The 18,442-nt window shown below is 76.1% G+C and carries 18 protein-coding genes; 9 read left to right on the top strand and 9 right to left on the bottom strand.

Going from position 1 to position 18,442, the window contains the following annotated elements; translation table 11 throughout:
* Positions 1 to 153: 153 nt before the first annotated feature.
* Complete coding sequence (locus ACZ6J5_RS28870; protein ID WP_469396342.1) at positions 154 to 999, top strand: class I SAM-dependent methyltransferase; 846 nt, start codon at positions 154 to 156, stop codon at positions 997 to 999.
* Positions 1,000 to 1,054: 55 nt separating this feature from the next.
* The gene (locus ACZ6J5_RS28865; RefSeq protein ID WP_469396340.1) at positions 1,055 to 1,825 is read left to right on the top strand and encodes a GNAT family N-acetyltransferase; all 771 of its coding nucleotides are present in this window, start codon (positions 1,055 to 1,057) and stop codon (positions 1,823 to 1,825) included.
* On the opposite strand, the gene ACZ6J5_RS28860 is transcribed toward ACZ6J5_RS28865, so the two are convergent.
* Positions 1,794 to 2,906 (bottom strand): hypothetical protein, encoded by a 1,113-nt coding sequence (locus ACZ6J5_RS28860; protein WP_469396338.1) that lies wholly within the window; start codon positions 2,904 to 2,906, stop codon positions 1,794 to 1,796. The genes ACZ6J5_RS28865 and ACZ6J5_RS28860 overlap by 32 nt on opposite strands.
* Positions 2,907 to 3,209: 303 nt before the next feature.
* On the bottom strand, positions 3,210 to 3,488 hold the full coding sequence (locus ACZ6J5_RS28855) for a hypothetical protein (RefSeq protein ID WP_469396337.1): 279 nt from the start codon (positions 3,486 to 3,488) through the stop codon (positions 3,210 to 3,212).
* A 262-nt stretch (positions 3,489 to 3,750) separates the two neighbouring features.
* Here ACZ6J5_RS28855 and ACZ6J5_RS28850 point away from each other — a divergent pair, with 262 nt between their 5' ends.
* Both ACZ6J5_RS28850 and ACZ6J5_RS28845 read left to right on the top strand, forming a co-directional pair.
* On the top strand, positions 3,751 to 4,044 hold the full coding sequence (locus tag ACZ6J5_RS28850) for a three-helix bundle dimerization domain-containing protein (protein WP_469396336.1): 294 nt from the start codon (positions 3,751 to 3,753) through the stop codon (positions 4,042 to 4,044).
* 15 nt (positions 4,045 to 4,059) lie between these two features.
* Entirely contained in the window at positions 4,060 to 5,757 is a 1,698-nt protein-coding gene (locus ACZ6J5_RS28845; protein WP_469396334.1) for an alpha/beta hydrolase, read from the top strand.
* Between the two features lie 10 nt (positions 5,758 to 5,767).
* Here ACZ6J5_RS28845 and ACZ6J5_RS28840 read toward each other — a convergent pair whose 3' ends face one another.
* Positions 5,768 to 6,538, bottom strand: coding sequence for a lysostaphin resistance A-like protein (locus ACZ6J5_RS28840; protein ID WP_469396333.1), 771 nt, complete (start codon positions 6,536 to 6,538; stop codon positions 5,768 to 5,770).
* A gap of 119 nt (positions 6,539 to 6,657) precedes the next feature.
* Entirely contained in the window at positions 6,658 to 7,899 is a 1,242-nt protein-coding gene (locus ACZ6J5_RS28835) for an alpha/beta hydrolase family protein (protein WP_469396331.1), read from the bottom strand.
* 317 nt (positions 7,900 to 8,216) lie between these two features.
* Here ACZ6J5_RS28835 and ACZ6J5_RS28830 point away from each other — a divergent pair, with 317 nt between their 5' ends.
* Positions 8,217 to 9,575 carry a sensor histidine kinase gene (locus ACZ6J5_RS28830; protein ID WP_469396330.1) on the top strand — a complete coding sequence of 453 codons (1,359 nt, stop codon included), beginning with the start codon at positions 8,217 to 8,219 and terminating at the stop codon, positions 9,573 to 9,575.
* Positions 9,572 to 10,234, top strand: a complete 663-nt coding sequence (locus ACZ6J5_RS28825; RefSeq protein WP_469396328.1) for a response regulator transcription factor — start codon at positions 9,572 to 9,574, stop codon at positions 10,232 to 10,234. The genes ACZ6J5_RS28830 and ACZ6J5_RS28825 overlap by 4 nt, the downstream gene beginning before the upstream one ends.
* Positions 10,235 to 10,279: 45 nt before the next feature.
* Here ACZ6J5_RS28825 and ACZ6J5_RS28820 read toward each other — a convergent pair whose 3' ends face one another.
* The 3 genes from ACZ6J5_RS28820 to ACZ6J5_RS28810 all read right to left on the bottom strand — a co-directional run bounded on the left by ACZ6J5_RS28820 (position 10,280) and on the right by ACZ6J5_RS28810 (position 14,079).
* Entirely contained in the window at positions 10,280 to 11,881 is a 1,602-nt protein-coding gene (locus tag ACZ6J5_RS28820) for a M4 family metallopeptidase (RefSeq protein WP_469396326.1), read from the bottom strand.
* Between the two features lie 235 nt (positions 11,882 to 12,116).
* The gene (locus ACZ6J5_RS28815) at positions 12,117 to 13,097 is read right to left on the bottom strand and encodes a LysR family transcriptional regulator (protein WP_469396325.1); all 981 of its coding nucleotides are present in this window, start codon (positions 13,095 to 13,097) and stop codon (positions 12,117 to 12,119) included.
* Between the two features lie 133 nt (positions 13,098 to 13,230).
* Positions 13,231 to 14,079 carry a YhjD/YihY/BrkB family envelope integrity protein gene (locus ACZ6J5_RS28810; RefSeq protein WP_469396323.1) on the bottom strand — a complete coding sequence of 283 codons (849 nt, stop codon included), beginning with the start codon at positions 14,077 to 14,079 and terminating at the stop codon, positions 13,231 to 13,233.
* Between the two features lie 142 nt (positions 14,080 to 14,221).
* Here ACZ6J5_RS28810 and ACZ6J5_RS28805 point away from each other — a divergent pair, with 142 nt between their 5' ends.
* Positions 14,222 to 14,479 carry a LapA family protein gene (locus tag ACZ6J5_RS28805; RefSeq protein ID WP_469396321.1) on the top strand — a complete coding sequence of 86 codons (258 nt, stop codon included), beginning with the start codon at positions 14,222 to 14,224 and terminating at the stop codon, positions 14,477 to 14,479.
* A 138-nt stretch (positions 14,480 to 14,617) separates the two neighbouring features.
* Here ACZ6J5_RS28805 and ACZ6J5_RS28800 read toward each other — a convergent pair whose 3' ends face one another.
* Positions 14,618 to 15,898 (bottom strand): geranylgeranyl reductase family protein, encoded by a 1,281-nt coding sequence (locus ACZ6J5_RS28800; RefSeq protein WP_469396320.1) that lies wholly within the window; start codon positions 15,896 to 15,898, stop codon positions 14,618 to 14,620.
* A gap of 219 nt (positions 15,899 to 16,117) precedes the next feature.
* Between ACZ6J5_RS28800 and htpX the strand changes: the two genes are divergently transcribed.
* Together htpX and pspAB are read left to right on the top strand one after the other, a co-directional pair.
* Positions 16,118 to 17,029: a zinc metalloprotease HtpX gene (gene htpX / locus ACZ6J5_RS28795; RefSeq protein WP_469396319.1), complete on the top strand. Its 912-nt coding sequence runs from the start codon at positions 16,118 to 16,120 to the stop codon at positions 17,027 to 17,029.
* Positions 17,030 to 17,041: 12 nt separating this feature from the next.
* On the top strand, positions 17,042 to 17,647 hold the full coding sequence (gene pspAB / locus ACZ6J5_RS28790; protein ID WP_469396317.1) for a PspA-associated protein PspAB: 606 nt from the start codon (positions 17,042 to 17,044) through the stop codon (positions 17,645 to 17,647).
* Positions 17,648 to 17,669: 22 nt separating this feature from the next.
* Here pspAB and ACZ6J5_RS28785 read toward each other — a convergent pair whose 3' ends face one another.
* Positions 17,670 to 18,398 (bottom strand): hypothetical protein, encoded by a 729-nt coding sequence (locus ACZ6J5_RS28785; protein ID WP_469396315.1) that lies wholly within the window; start codon positions 18,396 to 18,398, stop codon positions 17,670 to 17,672.
* Positions 18,399 to 18,442: the final 44 nt, after the last annotated feature.

Here is an 18,442-nt window from a genome sequence, read left to right as displayed (position 1 = left end):
ACCACGGAAATGCGGGGCAACGGTGCCGCGAACCGGCCATTCCAAGCTTCCTTTCGGACAGGGCGCGGGGCGGCGGAATCCGTCTCGGAAATTCCGGGTAGTGCGGAACCGCCCGTCACATCCTGCTGCCGACACCACAGACAAGGGGCTCGCATGAGCGGTGAATTCCGCGTACGGGAACTGATCCTGGGAATCGAGGGACTGGCGCTTCTGCGCCATTCCCTGGACGGTGACGAGAAGTTCCTGAAGGAGCGCGTGGAGGAGATCCGGCGCTTCGTCTCCGGCGACGAGCGGCTGCCCGGCGGCGGCACCGAGGTGAGCGAGCTCGACGCGGCGGCGGGCTACGCCTCCTGGTCGGCGCGGTACGACTCGCTGCCCAGCTCGTACATCGAGGTCGAGGAGCCGGTGCTGCACGGCATCCTCGACGGTCTCCCGCCGGGCACCGCCGTCGACGCCGCCTGCGGCACCGGGCGCCAGGCGGCCGCCCTCGCCGCGCGCGGGCACCGGGTGATCGGGGTGGACCAGTCGGACGCGATGCTGGCGAAGGCGCGGGAGCGGGTGCCGGGCGGCACGTTCCGCACCGGGCGTCTGGAGGCGCTGCCCCTGGACGAGGACTCCGTCGACCTCGCCGTCTGCTCGCTGGCCATGACCCATCTGCCGGACCTGGCCGAGGGCGTGGCGGAGCTGGCCCGGGTGGTCCGGCCGGGCGGGCGGATCCTCGTGTCGGACCTGCACCCGTTCGTCATCGCGCTCCAGGGCCAGTGTGTCTTCGTGGACGGCGAGGACCGGCTGGCCTTCGTCCGCAACCACGTGCACCTGCCGGGCGCCTACCTCGCGGCGTTCGCGGCGGCCGGGCTCCGGGTCCGCGCCTGCCACGAGCCGTTGTTCAACGGGCGGCTGGCGCCCGGCGGGTACGAGGAGTTCATCGCCGACGCGGCCCTGGCCGCCTGGCGGGACCTGCCGATCGTCGTCGTCTGGGACGTCGAGGTCCCCGCGTAGACCGTCCGCCGGAGAAGCGCCGAAGAAGAGAGCCGAAGGAGAGAGGAGGAGCCGGATGGCCCTGGTGGTGGTGACCCACGAGGAACGCCCCGAACTGTGGGAGCGGATGCCCGAGCGGTTCGCGGGCGTGGTGCCGGAGTACAACCTGCACGGCGACGTCAACGACACCTACTGGAAACGCCTGTTCGACGAGTTTCCCGCGTACCAGTTCGTGCTGTACGACGAGGAGCGCGGGGAGGTCGCCGGGGCGGGCCGGTCGCTGCCGCGCGGCTGGGACGGCTCCGCCGTGGACCTGGGCCCGGGGCTCGACGACTCCATCGCCCGTGCCTTCGCGGACCGCGCGGCGGGCCGGGCGCCCGGCGCGCTGTGCGCCCTGGGCATCGAGGTGGCGGAGGACTACCAGCGCCGGGGCCTGTCCTCGGTGCTGCTGGGCGCGATGCGCACGGTGGCGCGGCGGGCCGGGCTCCCGACGGTCCTGGTGCCGGTGCGGCCCACCTGGAAGGACCGCTATCCGCTGGTGCCGATCGGCCGGTACGCGACCTGGACCCGGGAGGACGGCAGCCCGCTCGACCCGTGGATCCGCACCCAGGTCGGGGCGGGCGGCACGGTCGCCGGCACCTCGGAGCGCTCCTCGCGGATCACCGGGACGGTCGCCGAGTGGGAGGGCTGGACGGGCCTCGCCTTCCCCGAGGACGGCTCGTACGTCTTCCCGGGCGGGCTGTCGCCGCTGGTGGTGGAGCACTCGCGGGACCTCGGCTCGTACTGGGAGCCCGGGGTCTGGATCACCCACCCGGTCACGCCGGAGGAAGCAACTCCGCCGCGCTGACCGCCGTCCACGCGAAGGCGGCCATCAGCCGCACCTCGTCCGGACCGGCCTCGGGGCGCCGCTCCGGGGGCAGTCCGGCGGGGCCCGCGGTGGCCACCGCGGCCTCGCGCATCCGGGCGAGGGCGTCCGCCGGGACCCCGTCGTCGGCGCCGCCCGAGGTGCCGAGGCGGCGCGCGGCCCCGGCGGCCTGCCGGCCGAGCAGCAGGCAGTGGATCCACAGCTCCTCGGCGAAGGCCCGCCCGAAGCGGTGCGCGACCTCGTCCGCGAGCTCCTTCGGCATCGCGTCCGCGACCGCGCCCCGCACGTCCTCGGCGGCGATCCCGGTGTGCGGCAGGGCCTGGCGCCACGGGTGGTGGCCGCGGCCCCCGTCCGGCGCGCGCTCCTGCCCGACGAGCCGCACGTACCCCTCCCCGTAGCGCATGTACGGGATCCAGCCCGGCTCCTCCAGGACCCGGCCCCGGTCCAGGAGCGGGGCGGCGTCGGCCGCGTCCAGGGGGCAGACGGCGAGCCGGATGCCCTGGGCGGCGTGGCCGTTGATGCTGCTGGTTCCGATGTGCTCGACCACGTTGGGCACCGCGATCAGGCTCATCCGGCCGAGGGCGCGGAAGAAGACGGAGAGCAGTTCGTCGTCGTGCCGCTCGGCGCTGTCCCCGGCGAAGCGGCGGAACTCCCCGGCCGTGTCCACGGGCAGGCAGACCGCGAGGGACGGCGTGAACTCGTCGGGCACCGCCCGCACCCAGCCCGCCCCGGCGAGCGCGGCCAGCCGGGCCGCCCCGCCGTTGCGGGCGTGCCAGTTGGTGTAGAAGACGAGCGCCTCGGTGGGGAAGCGTCCGGCGGCGCGGCCGACGAGGGCCGTCAGCTCCTCGGGGGCGGACACGTCGTCCTGTACCACGAGGTGGTGGCTCGCCCCGGGGGCCGCGGCGGCCCACGCGACCAGGGCGGTGCGCAGCGCCGAGGGCGGGCCGTCGGGCGCGGGGTCGAGCGCGAGCCCGTCGAGCCGGAGCCGTCCGGCCAGCTCACGGGCCTGCTCCAGACGTACGGGATGGGTCATGACCGCCGAACTCAGGCGCACCGTCGGCACCGCCGCTCTCCCTCCGCCGTGCTTCCGCCGTACATCGGCGCGCTGTCGCCGTACTCCGGTCACGCTTCCGCCGTAAATCGGCGCGCTGTCGCCGTACGTCCGTCGCGCTTCCGCCGTACGTCCGTCGCGCTTCCGCCGTACGTCCGTCGCGCTTCCGCCGTACGTCCGTCGCGCTTCCGCCGTATTCCAGGGAATCCGCGGTCATCGTGGCAGAAGCCGTCCCCGGGCGGGGTGCCCGGTGCCGACGTTGGCCGGTTCCGGTGGGGCCCTCGCCGCGCCGGTCGGTGCCGGGCCGGCGACCGGTCAGCGCCGCTGCCGGTTGCCCCAGCGGTCCCGCGCCAGCGGCTCGGTCTCCGCCCGGTGCCGGGCCCCGGCGCCGGACGGCCCGTCGGAGCGGTCCGCGCCGCCCCTGCGGCGGCGGGCCCAGGCGGCGCCCGCCCAGCACCAGCCCGCCGCGAGCAGGCCGTCCGCCCACAGGGCCACCGCGAGCGGCAGCCGTCCGCCGCCGTGCGCCGCCGCCACCACGCCCGCCGTCAGGACCGCCCCAACCCCGCCCGCCACCAGCCACCCGGCTCTGCCCACCGCGCCTCCCTCGACCCGCCCCCGTGCTTCCCAGCAGTGAACGGGACGGGCGGGGCGGGTGTGACGGCTCGTTCCGGACAGCCTCGCCGCCCACCGGCCGCGCACCCGGACGCCGAGGTGGCCGGGCGAGCCCCGGTCCCGGCCACGGCGCCTCCGGCAGCCGTCCCGCTCCGCCCGACGAGGGACGGGTACCGCTCGCCCCGCGCCCGCGAGGCCCCCGTCCCCGAGGGCGATCTTGCCGGGGTCCGCCGACAATGAGGCCATGACGGTCGACGAGCGGTCGCCGGACACGGATCCGGAGCCGGACGGGTCGCTCTCCGTCCCCTCCCTGGTGGCCCGGCTGGCCGCCTCCTATCCCTCGCTCGACACGGCCGCCGTCGAGGCGGCCGTGGCCGGCGCGTACGGGCACTTCGCCGGGGCGCGGGTGACGGCGTACCTCCCGATCCTGGTCGAGCGGCGCTCCCGCAGGACCCTGGACGCCGTCGCCCGCGCGGGCGACGGCGGATCCGTCGACGGCGGTCCCGGTGGCAGCGGTGCCGGGGCCGGGGGACCATGACCGCGGAGGAAGCCCATGTGTCCTGACCGGCCGGATCCCGCGCCCGACGGGGGCGCCGCCGAGACCACGCCCGGCAGCGGGCGGAGGCGGTGGTGGCCCCGGCTCACGGTGCCCGGCTGCTGGGGCGCCCTGCTCCTCGCCTGCCTCTCCTTCACGCCGTCGCTGCTCCCCCGCGGCGGCCTCCTGCAAGGGCTGATCGCCGGCATCAGCGGTGCCATCGGCTACGCCCTCGGCGTCGTCGCCGCCTGTGTGTGGCGGGCCTTCGCCGACCGGGAGCCCCGCACCCCCGCGCGCCGCTCCTGGCTGGTGCTGGCCGTCGCCGCGGTGGTGCTGTTCGGGCTCGCGTTCGGGCTCGGGCAGTACTGGCAGCACCGGATCCGGCAGCTGATGGACGTCACCGCCTACAGCCTCCTCACCACGGTCGCCTGCCCGTTCGTCGCCGTCCTGGTCTTCCTGCTCCTGCTGTTCGCCGGGCGCGGGCTGCGGCGCGCCTATCACGCGGCGGCCCGGCTGCTCGGGCGCTGGATCGGCCCGAAGGCGGCCCGGGTGGTCGGCTGGGCGCTGGTGGCGGCCCTGGCCTGGGGCCTGGTCAGCGGCGTGCTGCTCAGCGGCTTCGTGAGCGCCATGAACGAGGCGTTCTCGGTGCGGGACGCCAAGACGCCGCCGGGCGTGACCCGGCCGGTCTCCGCGCTGCGCTCGGGCGGTCCGGGCTCGCTGGTGCCGTGGGACACCCTGGGCTACCAGGGCCGGGCCTTCACCGGCGGCGGGCCGACGGCGGAGCTGATCGGCGCGTTCACCCATCGTCCGGCCAAGGAGCCGGTGCGGGCGTACGCGGGCCTGGACACGGCCGACAGCGCCGAGGGCCGGGCGGAGCGCGCGGTCGCCGACCTGCGGCGGGCGGGCGGCTTCGAGCGGGCGAACCTGCTGGTCGTCACCACCACCGGCAGCGGCTGGGTCGACCCGGCGGCGGTGGACTCCTTCGAGTACCTGGGCGGCGGGGACACCGCGATCGTCTCCCTGCAGTACTCGCACCTGCCCTCGTGGATGTCCTACCTGGTCGACCAGTCGAAGGCCCGCGAGGCCGGGCGCGGGCTGTTCGACACGGTCTACGACGTCTGGTCGAAGCTGCCGCAGGACCGCCGGCCGAGGCTGTTCGTGGCGGGCGAGAGCCTGGGCTCGTTCGGCGGCGAGGCGGCGTTCAGCGGCGAGTACGACCTGAGGAACCGCACCGCCGGGACGCTGTTCGCGGGGCCGCCCAACTTCAACACGCTGTTCCGCGAGTTCAGCGACCACCGCGAGCCGGGCAGCCCGGAGATCGAGCCGGTGTACCAGGAGGGGCGGACCGTCCGCTTCACCGACGACCCGGCGGCCACGATCCCCCCGCCGGACCGCCCGTGGGACGGCACCCGGGTGCTGTACCTGATGCACCCGTCGGACCCGATCGTCTGGTGGAGCCCGGACCTGGCGTTCTCCGAACCGGACTGGATCCGCGAGACGTCCGGCACCGACGTGCTCGGCGAGACGGTCTGGATCCCGTTCGTCACCTTCTGGCAGGTCACCGCCGACCTGCCGTTCTCCACCGGGGTGCCGGACGGCCACGGGCACGTCTACAGGGCGGCGTACGTGGACGGCTGGAACGCGGTGATGCGCCCGGCCGGAGTCACCCCGCAGGACCTGGACCGGCTGAAGGAGATCGTCTCGCCGCCGAAGTGAGCCGGGCCGGTCAGCGGAGCAGGAAGCCGACGACGTAGCCGAGCGCGTTGACCGCCCAGTGCAGGCCCATCGGCGCGAGCAGGGAACCGGCGCGGCGGCGCAGCGCGCACAGCACGACACCCGCCGCCGCGGTGAAGAGGACCGCCGCCCCGACCGCGAGGACCGCGCCCGCCGCGGAGCCGCCGAAGACGGTGGTGAGCGCCGGCTTGGCCGTCGCCAGGCCCAGCGAGGGCAGCACGTGCCACAGCCCGAACAGCAGGCTCGACAGGGCGGTCGCCCAGCGGGCCCCGCGCTCCCGCGCGACCAGGCCGTAGAGCACGCCGCGGAAGGCGGTCTCCTCCAGCAGGACGGTGCCGAGGGGTACGGACACGAGGACGCGCAGCGCCACGTGGGCGGCGTCCATCCCCGCGTACCGCCGGTCCTCGAACAGCCCCCGGGTGGCCGGGAGGAGCGCCCCGGCCAGGTAGACGAGGGCGACCAGGCCGGTCAGGGCCAGGGCCCAGCGGGCGCCCCGGGCGAGGGTGCTGGGGGCGAGACCCGCGTCGGCGCGGGTGCCGCCCGCCAGCCGGAGCACCCCGAACAGCGCGGCGCAGGCCGCCACGGACGTCAGGACGCCCACGGGGCCGGACCAGCGGTGGATGAGGACGTTGGCGGCGGCGAGGACGGCGACCGCGAGGGCGACGGCGGGCCAGGTGCCGAGCGGGCGGCGCGGGGCGCCGGGCGGACCGGCGCGGCCCGGCCGGGGTGGTCCGCTCGCGGCGCCGGGGTCGCGGGAGGGCACAGGGGTCCGTCCGTCCTCCGGTCGCGCCGGCTCCGTATCCCGTCCCGCCCCGCGCGCGCCACGCTACCGGCCGGACGCACGTGCCGCCCGGCGGCGCGTGGGGCGCGGGGCGGGCCGGTTCAGCGCAGCACCTCCAGCTCCGGCCAGTCGGCGCCGGGCCGGTCCAGGAAGCCGGTGGGCCGCCCCCGCAGATACCGCCCGAAGAAGGCGGTGACGGCGGCGCGCTGGGCGGCCAGGGAGCGCCGGGCGTCGACGGTGCCGACGAGTCCGGCCGCGTCCGGGACCGGGAGGCGGCGGGCGAGGAACGGCAGGAGGACCTGGAGGTCGGTGTACGAGCCGTGGGCGGAGTCCCGCAGCCGCAGGGCGTGCCGGGGGCCGGTGGACGCCGCCCAGCAGGAGGCCCAGCCCGGTTCGGTGCGCAGGGTCTTCGTACCGGAGGCCATCAGCAGGAAGGGCGTGGCGAGGCCGCTGTCGGCGACGGGTCCGAGGAGGGCGCCGTCGAGGTCGGCCGCGGCGCGGACCCGGGGGTCGTCGTGGGCGAGCTGGGCGGCGACGGAGCCGCCGAGGGACTGTCCGAGCACGCCGGTCCTGGAGGGGTCGGCCGCCTCGGCGAGGCCGTCGGGGAGCGGGCCGGGCGCGGCGCCGGGGCGGCGGCCCCAGGCGGGCCGGTCGAGCCGGTCGAGCCGGTCGAGTACGCCGAGGACGAAGTGGGCGTCCGCGAGGCGGGCCCGGGCGTGGCCGGCGAGGAGGGCGGCGATGACCTCGGGGGTGAGGACGTCGGGGAGCGGGAGGGCCCGTTCGACCCGGCCGCCGGGGAACTCGACCTGTTCGGCCTCGTACGTGGAGTCGAGGGCGACCACCAGGTACCCGTGGCTCGCCAGTTCCTCGACCAGGGTGGTGCCGAGGGCGCGGGAGCCGCCGTCGCCGGAGGAGAACAGCACCACGGGCAGCCGTCCGGCGCGGCGGGCGACGGGCGCGCCGGTCCGCGCGTGGGTCCGGAGCCCCGGCCAGTCGGCCGCTCCGGCGGGGACGCCGAGGGCGGGCGCGGAGTGGGCGTCCCAGTCGGCCGCGGCGGCGGGCGCCAGCCAGGGGGCCGTGGGGTGTCCGGCGGCGGGTTCCGCCGGGTACCAGAGCCCGGCCATGAGCTCCCGGTAGGGCTTGGCGGGGACGAGGGGGTCGGGGCGGCCGTCGTCGACCAGGTGCAGCGCGACGGTGCCGACGGGATACGGGCCGGTGGGCGCGGGCAGCCGCAGCCGGACGGGGCCGGGGCGGGCTCCCCCGGCCCGGGCGGGGGCGGCGGTCACACTGGCGAGCGCGGCGGCGCCGAGCGTGCCGAGCAGGGTGCGGCGGGTCGGGGGCATGGGCGGGCTCCTCGGGCGGTACGGCTGCGGGGTCGTCCCCAGGGTTCCGCCGCCGGGGCGCCCGGGGCGCCCTGCCCGGGGACGATCCGCCCGGTGGGCGCGGGTCGCCCGGGGGCGCGCCCGCTCCGTCGCGCGGAGGAGGCCCGGGGTACCGGGGTCTCCCCCGCCGTCGGCCGGAGGAGGGACGTCCTCGCGGACGCGGGGCCCTAGCGTGGGACCCGGACGGGGCCCCGGAGCGGCGCCCCGGCCCCGGAGCGGCGCCCCTGGATCGGGGACCGCGCCCCCGGACGGCGACGGCACGAACGAGGACGGACACGATGGGTGAGACCGCCGTGGTGCGGACGGGGACGGGCCCGCCGGGCGCCGTCGCCGGGCTGTCGGGGCGGGTGCCGCCCCTGGTGGCGGACGCCGCCCTCGCGGCGGGCCTGTTCCTGGTGACGCTCGGGCCGGGGCGGGTGGCGGACGGTACGGGGTTCGCGCTCCAGACGGCGCTGGTGCTGCCGCTGGTGTGGCGGCGGCGGGCGCCCCGGGCGGTGTTCGGGGCGATCGCCTCGGCGGCGCTGGCGCAGTGGCTGCTGGGCGTCCAGCTGCCGGCCGACGCGGCGCTGCTGGTCGCCCTCGGCACGGTCGCCGCGCGGGCGCCGCGCCGGTCCGCTTGGGCGGCCGGTCTCGTGGCGGTGGCCGGGGCGGTGCTGGCGGCGGCGCGCTGGGCGCCGGAGGGCCGGTTCCTCGCCTCGGCCGCCGCGATGACGGCGGCGGTCGCCGCGAGCGCGCTGCTCGGGGCGAACGTCCGGATCCGGCGGGCCGCCCGGGCGGAGCGGCTGGCGCGGCTGGAACGGGACAGCGACGAGCGGGAGCGGCGGGCGGTGGAGGAGGAACGGGCGCGGATCGCGCGGGAGTTGCACGACAGCGTGACGCACGGCCTGTCGGTGGTGGTGGCGCTGGCGGACGCGCTGGGGTACGCCCGGCCGGCCGACGCCTCCGACGTGACGGCCCGCATCGCGGAGACCGGGCGGCAGGCGCTGACGGACATGCGGCGGGCCCTGGGCCTGCTCCAGGACGCCGGGCCCGACGCGCTTCCCGGCACCGGCCCCGGGGACGACCGGCGGTCGCCGCCGGGGCTCGGGCAGCTCGGGGCGCTGTGCGAGCGGATGGGCGCGGCGGGGCTCCCGACCGGGCTGCGGGTGGAGGGCGCCGCCGCCGGGGTGCCGGCGGCGGCTCAGCTGACGGTGCACCGCGTCGTCCAGGAGTCGCTGACGAACGCGCTGCGGCACGCGCCGGAGGGCACGCGCGCCGAGGTGCGGGTCCGCTGCTCACGACGGGAGGTCACGGTCGAGGTGACGAACGACGGAGGGTCTGGAGGGGACAGAGGGGCCGGAGAGACCGCAGGGGCCAGAGAGACCACAGGGGCCAGAGAGACCGCAGGGGCCAGAGGGGCCGGAGGGGCCAGGGAGGCCAGAGAGACCAGGGAGGCCAGAGAGACCAGGAGTACCAGGGGCGCCGGGGGCACCAGGGCTGCCGGCGGGGCCGGGCGGCCGGGCCCGGCCGGGTCCGGGCGGGGGCTGACGGGGATGCGGGAGCGCGCCGCGGCCTTCGGCGGGACGCTGGAGGCGGGGCCGCTGCCGGGCGGCGGCTGGCGGGTCCTCGTACGGCTGGATCCCGGGGGCGCGCCGTGAGCGTCCGGGTGCTGCTGGTGGACGACGAGGAGCTGCTGCGGCTGGCGTTCGGCATGATCCTGCGCGCCGAGCCGGACATGGAGCCGGTCGGGGAGGCGGCCGACGGGGCGGCGGCGGTGGAGCTGGCGCGGCGGCTGCGGCCCGACGTGGTGCTGATGGACGTGCGGATGCCGGGCACGGACGGGATCGAGGCGACCCGGCGGCTGCTGCGCGAGGTGCCCGGGACGCGGGTGCTGGTGCTCACGACCTTCGACCTGGACGCGTACGCCTTCGACGCGCTGCGGGCCGGGGCCTCGGGCTTCCTGCTGAAGAACAGCCGGCCGGAGGAGCTGCTGGCGGCGGTCCGCGACGTGGCCCGGGGCGAGGCCGTGGTCTCCCCCCGGGTGACCCGGCGGCTGCTGGACCGTTTCGCGCACCGGCTCCCCGCCGGCGCGCGGGACGACGGAGGGGAGCGGCTGGGCGTGCTGACCGCGCGCGAGCGCGAGGTCCTGCTGGGGGCCGCCCGGGGCCTGACCAACGCCGAACTCGCCGCCGCCCTGGGGCTCGCGGAGCCCACGGTGAAGAAGCACCTCGGCCGGGTGCTGGCCAAGCTGGGGCTGCGGGACCGCGTGCAGGCGGTGATCTTCGCGTACGAGTGCGGGCTGGTCGGGCCGGGCTGAGGCACGGCCGGCCGTGGCGGGGCCGGCCGTGGCGGGGCCGGTGGCTCAGGCGACGTTGACGGCGGTCCAGGCGGCGGCGACCGTGGCGTACTCGGCGCTGGTGGCGCCGTAGAGGTCCTTGGCCGCGTTGAGGGTCGCGGCGCGGGCGCCCTTGTAGTCCGTGGTGGAGGTCATGTAGACGGTCAGCGCCCGGTACCAGATGGCGGAGGCCTTCTTGTTGCCGATGCCGGTGACCGTGGAGCCGTTGTAGGTGGGGCTGTTGTACGTGACGCCGTTGATCGTCTTGGTGCCGCTGCCCTCACTGGCGAGGTAGAACCAGTGGTTGCCGACGCCGGAGGAGTTGTGGACGTCGAGCCGGCCGACGGACTTGGACCAGTAGTCGGCGGAGGCGCCGTCGAGGGACGGCTTGTCGAAGCGGCGCAGCCACGGCGGGGTGGACTGGTCGCTGAAGAGGTAGTCGGGGGTGTCGACGGGGCTGTTGGCGTACCACTCGACCATGGTGCCGAGGATGTCGCTGGTGGCCTCGTTGAGCCCGCCGGACTCGCCGCTGTAGCGCAGGTTGGCGGTGGCGGAGGTGACGCCGTGGGTCATCTCGTGGCCCATGGTGTCGAGGTCGACCTGCTCGGGGTCGGTGGTGCCGTCGCCATCGCCGGTCATCATGCAGAAGCAGGAGTCGGACCACTGGGCGTTGTCCCACTTGGTGCCGACGTGGACGAAGACGGTGGCGCCGCGGCCGTCGTTCTTGATGCCGTTGCGGCCGAAGACGGCCTTGTAGTAGTCGAAGGTCTTGGCGGTGTTGACGTGCGCGTCGACGGCGGCGGTGGAGCGGTCCGTGGAGAACTTCCGCCCGTCGCCCCAGATGTTGTCGGCGTCGGTGAACAGCGTGCCCGAGGAGCTGTTCAGGGACGAGGCGTTGGCGTTGCGGGCGTCCCTGGTGACGTGCTTGCGGACCGGGTCGATCAGCGCGTAGCCGCCGCCGGCCTGCTGGGTGGTGTCGATGGGGACGTCGCCGGTGTACTCGGAGTGGCCGGTGCCGGTGGCCTCGCGCTCGGTGTCGTAGTGCTCGATCGCGGCGCCGCTGGAGGCGTCGGTGACGAAGACCTCGCCGTGCGGCTGGCCCTTGTCGCCCAGGCCCTGGACGGTGGTGCGCCAGGCGAGCCGCGGGCTGCCGTCGGCGGCCCAGACGATCAGCTCGGGGGTGGAGCGGGCGGCGCGGACCTGGCCCCGGGCGCGCTGGAGGGCGCCGGCCGCGGTGCCCTGGGCGCCGACGGCGGGGGTGACGGAGGCGAGCGCCACGCGGTGGGCGCGGGCGTTGCTGGAGCCCTTGAGGGCGCCGTCGGCCTTCTGGTGGACGACGAAGTCGCCGCCGACGACGGGGAGGCCGCGGTAGGTGCGCTCGAAGCGCACGTGCTGGGTGCCGTCGGCGTCGAGGACGACGTCCTTGACCTGGAGGGCCTGCCCGGTGCCGAAGCCGAAGGCGTCGGGGTGCCGGGTCACGTTCGCCTGGGCGCGGGCTATCGCGTCGGCGCGGACGGATATGCCGTGGGGCGCGGCGTGGGGCTGGGACCAGGCCGGCGCGGCGAGGACGCCGGTGGCGACGGCTCCGGCGGCGACCATCGTGGAAAGGGCAAGCAGGGGACGCTGCATGACGCGGTGTTCCTTCGCTCGTCGTGGGGGGTGACGACGTCCTGGGACGGGGACGCCGACGCGAAGTGTTCACCTGATGACATGCTCCTGACGTGATCCCAGTTGGGATATAGCCGGAGAGTTATAGGGGGGCGGCGCCGGGTCCCCGGCGCTCGGGCGGGCACCCGCCCGCTCAGCCGGCGCATCCGGCCGCCCCGTCGCCGCACCCGGCCGTTCAGCCGGTGCGCCCGCCCGCTCAGTCGTCCGTGCCCCGCGCGAACTCCGCGCCGCCCGCCTCCCACCAGGCCAGATAGGCGGGGCGGCGCCGGACCAGCGCCAGATAGGCGCTCAGCAGCCGCTCGCCGACCGCCTCCGCCAGCTCCCCGGAGACCGCGTCCGGGCGCCAGGCCAGCCGCAGCCGCCGGTGGAACGGCACGTCGGCCAGGGGCCGCAGCACGGTGCCCTCGCCGGGCACGTCCGCGGTGGGCCACACCCCGCAGACGGCGCGCCGCCCGGCCACCAGGATCCGGGCCACCGAGAGGTCCGAGGTCACGTGCGCGATGCGCGGGGTGAACCCGGCTGCCTGGCAGGTGAGATGGAGGTAGGCGTGCACGCCGCTCTCGTCCGCCTCCGGCATCACCCACTCCTCGTCCCGGAGGTCGGCGAGCGAGACGGCGTCCCGGCGGGCCAGCGGATGGCCCTCGGCGAGCAGTACGAAGACGGGCTCGCGCAGCAGGGTGCGGGTGGCGACGGGTTCGGCGACGGGCGGCGGGAAGCCCGGGAACTCCCCGAAGACGGCGATGTCGCACCTCCCCCGCGCCAGCGCCTTGACCAGGGTGTGCACGGAGCGGCCGGCGTCGATGCCGAGCCGGCGCTCCGGGACGAGCTCGAAGAGGGCGGGGACGAGGAGGGAGACCAGGGGCCCGGCGGTGCCGCCGGCCCGCAGCGGCGCGGCGGTCTCCCCCTGCGCCTCGGCGGCGGAACGGGCGTGCGCGCGGAGCCGGTCGAAGCCGCCGACGAGGTCGCGGGCGCAGCGCAGCACGTACTGTCCGTTCGCGTTCGGCCGCACGCCCTCGGCGCTGCGGACGAAGAGCGGGCCGCCCAGCTCGTGTTCGATGCGTCTCAGCTGCGCGCTGGTGGCCGGCTGGGACAGCTGCAGCCGTGCCGCGGCCTTGCGGATGCTGCCGGCCTCGGCGACGGTGAGCAGGACGCGGAGGTGCCGGAACTCGAGGTGCATGCCCATTCCCCGCTCAGGGCGGAGGGCCCCGTACACCCCCCGTGACCAGCAGAACCGGTGCCCGAGGGCACGGTGACCAAGGCTCCGCCGGAGCCGTCGGGGCGGCAACCACGGGCGGGCAAAATCTGCCCCCTCAGGCCTCCGGAGGCCGGTTCCGCACGGTCATGAGGTAGCGGTCGAGCGGCGGTTCCTGGGCCAGTACGGCGCCGATGGTGACGGCGAAGGTGAGGGCGGCGCACACCCCGATGAGCCACGAGAGCATCGTCAGGACCAGGCCCAGCGAGCCGTATTCGGCGAGGGCCCGGTTCAGCGCGGCCGGCATGTAGACGCGGGCGGTGAGGGCGAGGGCGGTCGTCGCGGCGGCGGCGAGCAGCGAGCCGGGGAGCAGCGGCAGCCAGGCCACCCGGTTGGCGAGCAGCAGGTGCTGGGTCCACAGCCAGACGCCGACGCCGACGACGAAGTAGACGGGGGTGCCCAGCCACGCCCCGGCGCCGAAGCCGTCGCGGATCGGGGCCTGGAACAGCACGACGAGGCAGAGCGCGAGGAGCCAGACGGTCCACCGCCAGGCGGCGATCCGGGTCTTCGCCTTGGGCAGTCCCCAGGCCCGCTCGCAGACCCGGGCCATGGCGCGGCTGAAACTCGTGGCCGAGACCAGGGCGACGAAGGCGCCGACGATGCCGGTGGTCTCGCGCAGGCCGTCCGACGCCGAGCTGTCGAGCACCTGCCGCAGCTGGGTGTCGGAGTCGCCCGAGAGACCGAACATGGCGCGCAGCGACTCCTGGAGCTGGTCGCGCACGCCGAGCGGGGCGAAGGCGGCCAGGGCGAACAGCAGGGGCACGGCGGCGAGGAAGGCCTGGGCGGCGAGCCGGGTGGCGGCGTCGAGGAGGTTGCCGCCGACCAGGCGGCCCGTCAGTTCCGCGAGCACCGGGAAGCGGCGTTCGGCCGCGCTCCGGAGCCCGCGCATCCGGGCCGCCAACGACATCGCGCCTCCCTGGCCTCTCCCGCCCCGACCGGTCCCCGCCATTGGACTCGACGCCGGGCCGCCCGGCGACCCGGGCGTCCGCCGGGTGCGGCACGGCGCGGCCGAGGTCGCCCATTCGGGCGTATCTCCGCATACTGGACCTATGTCCCGGCACACCGAGAAGCCGCACGCTCCGCCGACCCTGACGGTCAAGGGGCGGGACGTCCGGATCCGCACCCTCGGCCTGCTCGTGCTCGCGGCACTGGCCGTGTGGTTCATCGCCGCGAACACCGGCTCGGTCACGATCCGCCTCTGGATCCCCGAGGTCACCCTGCCCCTGTGGATCGTCCTGACGGTGACGCTCGTCGTCGGGATCGTCATGGGGATGTTCCTGGCCTACCGCCGCCGCGCCCGCCGCTGATCCGGCCGCCGGATGCGCTGTCGGCTGTCCCCTACAGGCAGTGCCCCATGGCTGTCCCCTACCGGCAGTGCCCCATGGCTGTCCCCTATGGCTGTCCCTTATCGCTGTCCCCTATGACCGTCCCCTATCGACTGCCCCCTACCGGCGCGACACGGGAACCATCCGCAGCAGCCCGTGCAGGAGCCGGTCCACGCCGTCCTGGGCCGGCTCGTCGCCGACGTGGGTGAGCAGGCGGGCGAGGACGGCGAGGAGCCTGGGCGAGGCCATCACCCGGGGGTGCAGCACGGGCCGGTAGCCGAAGCGGGAGAAGAGCAGGTCGCCCGCGGCGTTCCCGAGCCGGAAGTAGCGCGCCCAGCGGCGCTGGATCTCCACGGGGTACTGGTGCAGCGCGTGCTCGCGGCGCGGTCCGGCGGGCCGGGCCAGCGCGAGGGCGATCGTCTCGGCGGCGACCTCGGCCGCCTCCATGGCCTGGGCGATGCCCTCTCCGCTCCACGGGCTGACCATCCCGGCGCTGTCGCCGACGAGCAGCAGGCCCCGGCGGTACTGGGGGCGCCGGTTCAGGCCCATCGGCAGGGGCGCGCCGCGCAGCGGCGAGTCGGCGTTCTCCTCGCGCACTCCCCACTCCTCGGGCAGCCGGGGCAGCCAGTGCTCCAGCACCGCCCGCAGGTCCACGGGCCGTCGGCGGCGCTGCTGGGGCAGGGCGCCGAGGCCCACGTTGACCCGCCCGTCGCCGAGCGGGAACACCCAGCCGTAGCCCGGCAGGTCGCCGCCGGTCCGGGGGCAGCGCAGGTCGGCCCACAGCTCCAGGTACGGGTCGTGGGTGCGGGCCTCGCTGCGGTAGTAGCGCCGGGCCGCCGCCGCCACGGGCCGCTTCTCGTCCCGTACGAGCCCCAGGCCGAGCGCGGTGCGCGCCGAGGCGCCGTCGGCGGCGAGGACCAGCGGGGCGCGGTAGGAGACCGGCTCCGCGTCCGGGCCGCGGACCGCGGAGACGCCGACGACGCGCCCGGCGGGGTCGGTGAGCGGGCCGGTCACCTTCACGTGGGTGCGCAGCCGCGCCCCGGTGGCGCTCGCGTGGCCGGCGAGCAGGTCGTCGAAGTCGTGCCTGGTGCGGGTGAGGCCGAAGTCGGGCACGGTGCCGAGCCGGGGCCAGTCGATCTCCACCTGATGGCCGCCGCAGACCCAGCGCATCCCCTTGTTGCGCATCCAGCCGGGGGCGTCGATGTCGATGCCGAGCCGGACGAGCTGGAGGACGCTGCGCGGGGTCAGGCCGTCGCCGCAGACCTTCTCGCGGGGGAAGCCGCTCTTCTCCAGGAGGAGTACGTCGATCCCGGCGCGCGCCAGGTGGACGGCGGCGGCGGAACCCGCCGGTCCGGCGCCCACGACGATGACCTCGGCCGCCTCGTCACGTTTGGTGATCACGCCCTTACTATGCCCAGGATCGGACCGCTGGACCCGGCGCCACGGCCGGGGGACGGCGGGGGGGGGAGGGCAGGGGGGGGACAGCAGGGGGGGACGGCGGGGGGGGACTGCCGGGGGACGTCTTGGGGCTCCGTGGCCTCCGCACGGCGTCCGGCTGCGGCACACTGGCTGTGGGGGCGCGTGCGTCGCGCGCCCGCAGGCCCGGAAGAAGGTGTCCGGATGCCCCGTACCCGGAGCCGGTCGCGGTACGCCGCCGACCGGGGGCTCTCGACCCGTATGGCGACGACCCTGTTCCTGATCGGGCTGCTGTACGTGGTCTTCGTCGGCGTCCTGCTGGTGCTGCTGCGCGGCTCCTGGCCGGTCGTCCTGCTGATCGCGGGCGGCCTGTTCGTCGCCCAGTTCTGGTTCAGCGACCGGATCGCGGCGCTGGGGATGGGCGCGCGCGAGGTGACCCGCGAGCAGGCGCCCGAGCTGCACGGCACGGTCGACCGGATCTGCGCGCTGGCCGACATGCCGAAGCCGAGGGTGGCCATCGCCGACAGCGACGTGCCCAACGCGTTCGCCACCGGGCGGGGTGAGCGGACCGCGCTGGTGTGCGTCACCACCGGGCTGCTGCGCCGCCTGGAGCCGGAGGAGCTGGAAGGGGTCCTCGCCCACGAGATGTCGCACGTGGCGCACCGGGACGTGGCGGTGATGACGATCGCCTCCTTCCTCGGGGTGCTGGCCGGGATGATGACGCGGGTGGCGCTCTACAGCGGGCTGGGCCGCAGCCGGGACGCCAACGCGGCCGCCGCGATGATCCTGGTGCCGGTCGTCAGCGGCGCCGTGTACGTGCTCAGCTTCCTGCTGACCCGGGTGCTCTCCCGCTACCGCGAGCTGGCGGCCGACCGGGCCGCCGCGCTGCTCACCGGCCGCCCGTCGGCGCTGGCCTCGGCGCTGACGAAGGTGTCCGGGGAGATGGCCCGGATCCCGACCCAGGACCTGCGCAAGGCGGAGCCGTACAACGCCTTCTGGTTCGCTCCCGCCTTCTCCTCCAAGGAGAGCCTGGGCCGGCTGCTGGCGACCCACCCGCCCCTGGAGCAGCGTCTCGACCAGCTCGCCCGGATCTCGGAGCGGCTGGGGCAGGTCTGAGGGGCGGCCCCCGTGGGACTCCTCGACAGCATCCTCGGCCGCGACAAGCCGGTACGGCCGGACCTGGACCGCCTGTTCGCCCTCCCGTCCGCCGCGCTGACCCTCCAGGCGGGCACCGGTCATGTGCCGACCGGCGAGGGCTCGGTGTGCTTCGCGGGCGTGGAGGGCGGCGCGTTCGCCCGTCTGAAGGAGGAGGTCCGCGAACTCCTGGACGTGGACCCGGCGTCGGGCACCTCCCCGGTCACGTTCTCCCACGACGCGTACGGCTACACCTGGCTGCGCGCCCGGCGGGCCGCCGACGACCTGGTGTCGCTGGTGAACGACCTGCACACGGTGAACACCCTCCTCCAGGAGGCGGGCTTCGGCCCCCACCTGCTGTGCTCGCTGACGGCCTTCCACACCCCGCCGGCCGCCCCCGACCTGGCCCTCGTCTACCTCTACAAACGCGGCACGTTCTACCCCTTCGCCCCCCGCCCGGACGGCACCCCGCGCCGCGACAACCCCCTGGAACTCCAGATCAGGTCCCTCCTCACGGGCGACCTCCCGATCGAACCGGACCTGGAACGCTGGTTCCCGCTGTGGGGCGCACCGGGGCTGGGCGGCGACGAGGGCGGGTGAGGCCGCCGCCGCGTCCCCCGGCCTACCCCCGGCCGAGGACGGGGCGGTTCGCGGCCGCGTACTCGTCCGCGATGCCGAACACACCGCCGCAGCGCGGGCACTCCGCCTCGCCGAAGAGGTGGAGGATCCCGGCGGCGAGTGCCTGCTGACCGTCGCGGACGGTGGTCCGGTACATCCACCGGCCCGTGCCGGACAGCGTCTCCGGGGACGCCGGCCGGAGGGCACGGCGGTCGATGTCGCCCAGGTCCCAGTCCCGGACGGCCGAGTAGCGGCCGTACCCGCCGATGGCGACCGTGACCTCCGCGGCGCAGCCCGGGCAGTCCAGCTCGTAGAAGTCGTCCGTGAAGTCCCCGAGGACCGCGCTCCAGTGGTACGCGCCCCTGGCCGCGAGCGCGTCGAGGAAGACGGCGGGGTAGTCGTCCGGCCGCGCCCGCAGGTGCCGGTCCAGCAGGGCACGGAACTCCGCGACCGCGTCGGCGCACCCCGCCAGCAGGTCGTCGCAGCCGTGGTGCCCGGCCGCGCGCCGCAGAATCGCTCCCGCCAGGCCGCGCGCGGGTGCGCTCCGGGAGGCGAGCCGCATCAGACGCGGCAGGGCGGCGAAGCTCGCCGGGAAGACGAGGTCGCCTTCCAGGACCAGCCGGTGGTCGAGCTCCGTCCACGCCTCGGCGTCGTCCCCGCACTCCGGCCGCTCCAGAAGCACGGGGACGCGATCGACGTCCCCGGAGGCGTCGGGCATCCGCGTCCAGTCCACCCTCCGGACATTAGGCCCCCCGTCACCACCGGGCCGGACCCGCC

Source organism: Streptomyces sp. NPDC042100 (genome assembly GCF_055582325.1).
This window is presented reverse-complemented; position numbering and strand designations above follow the sequence as displayed.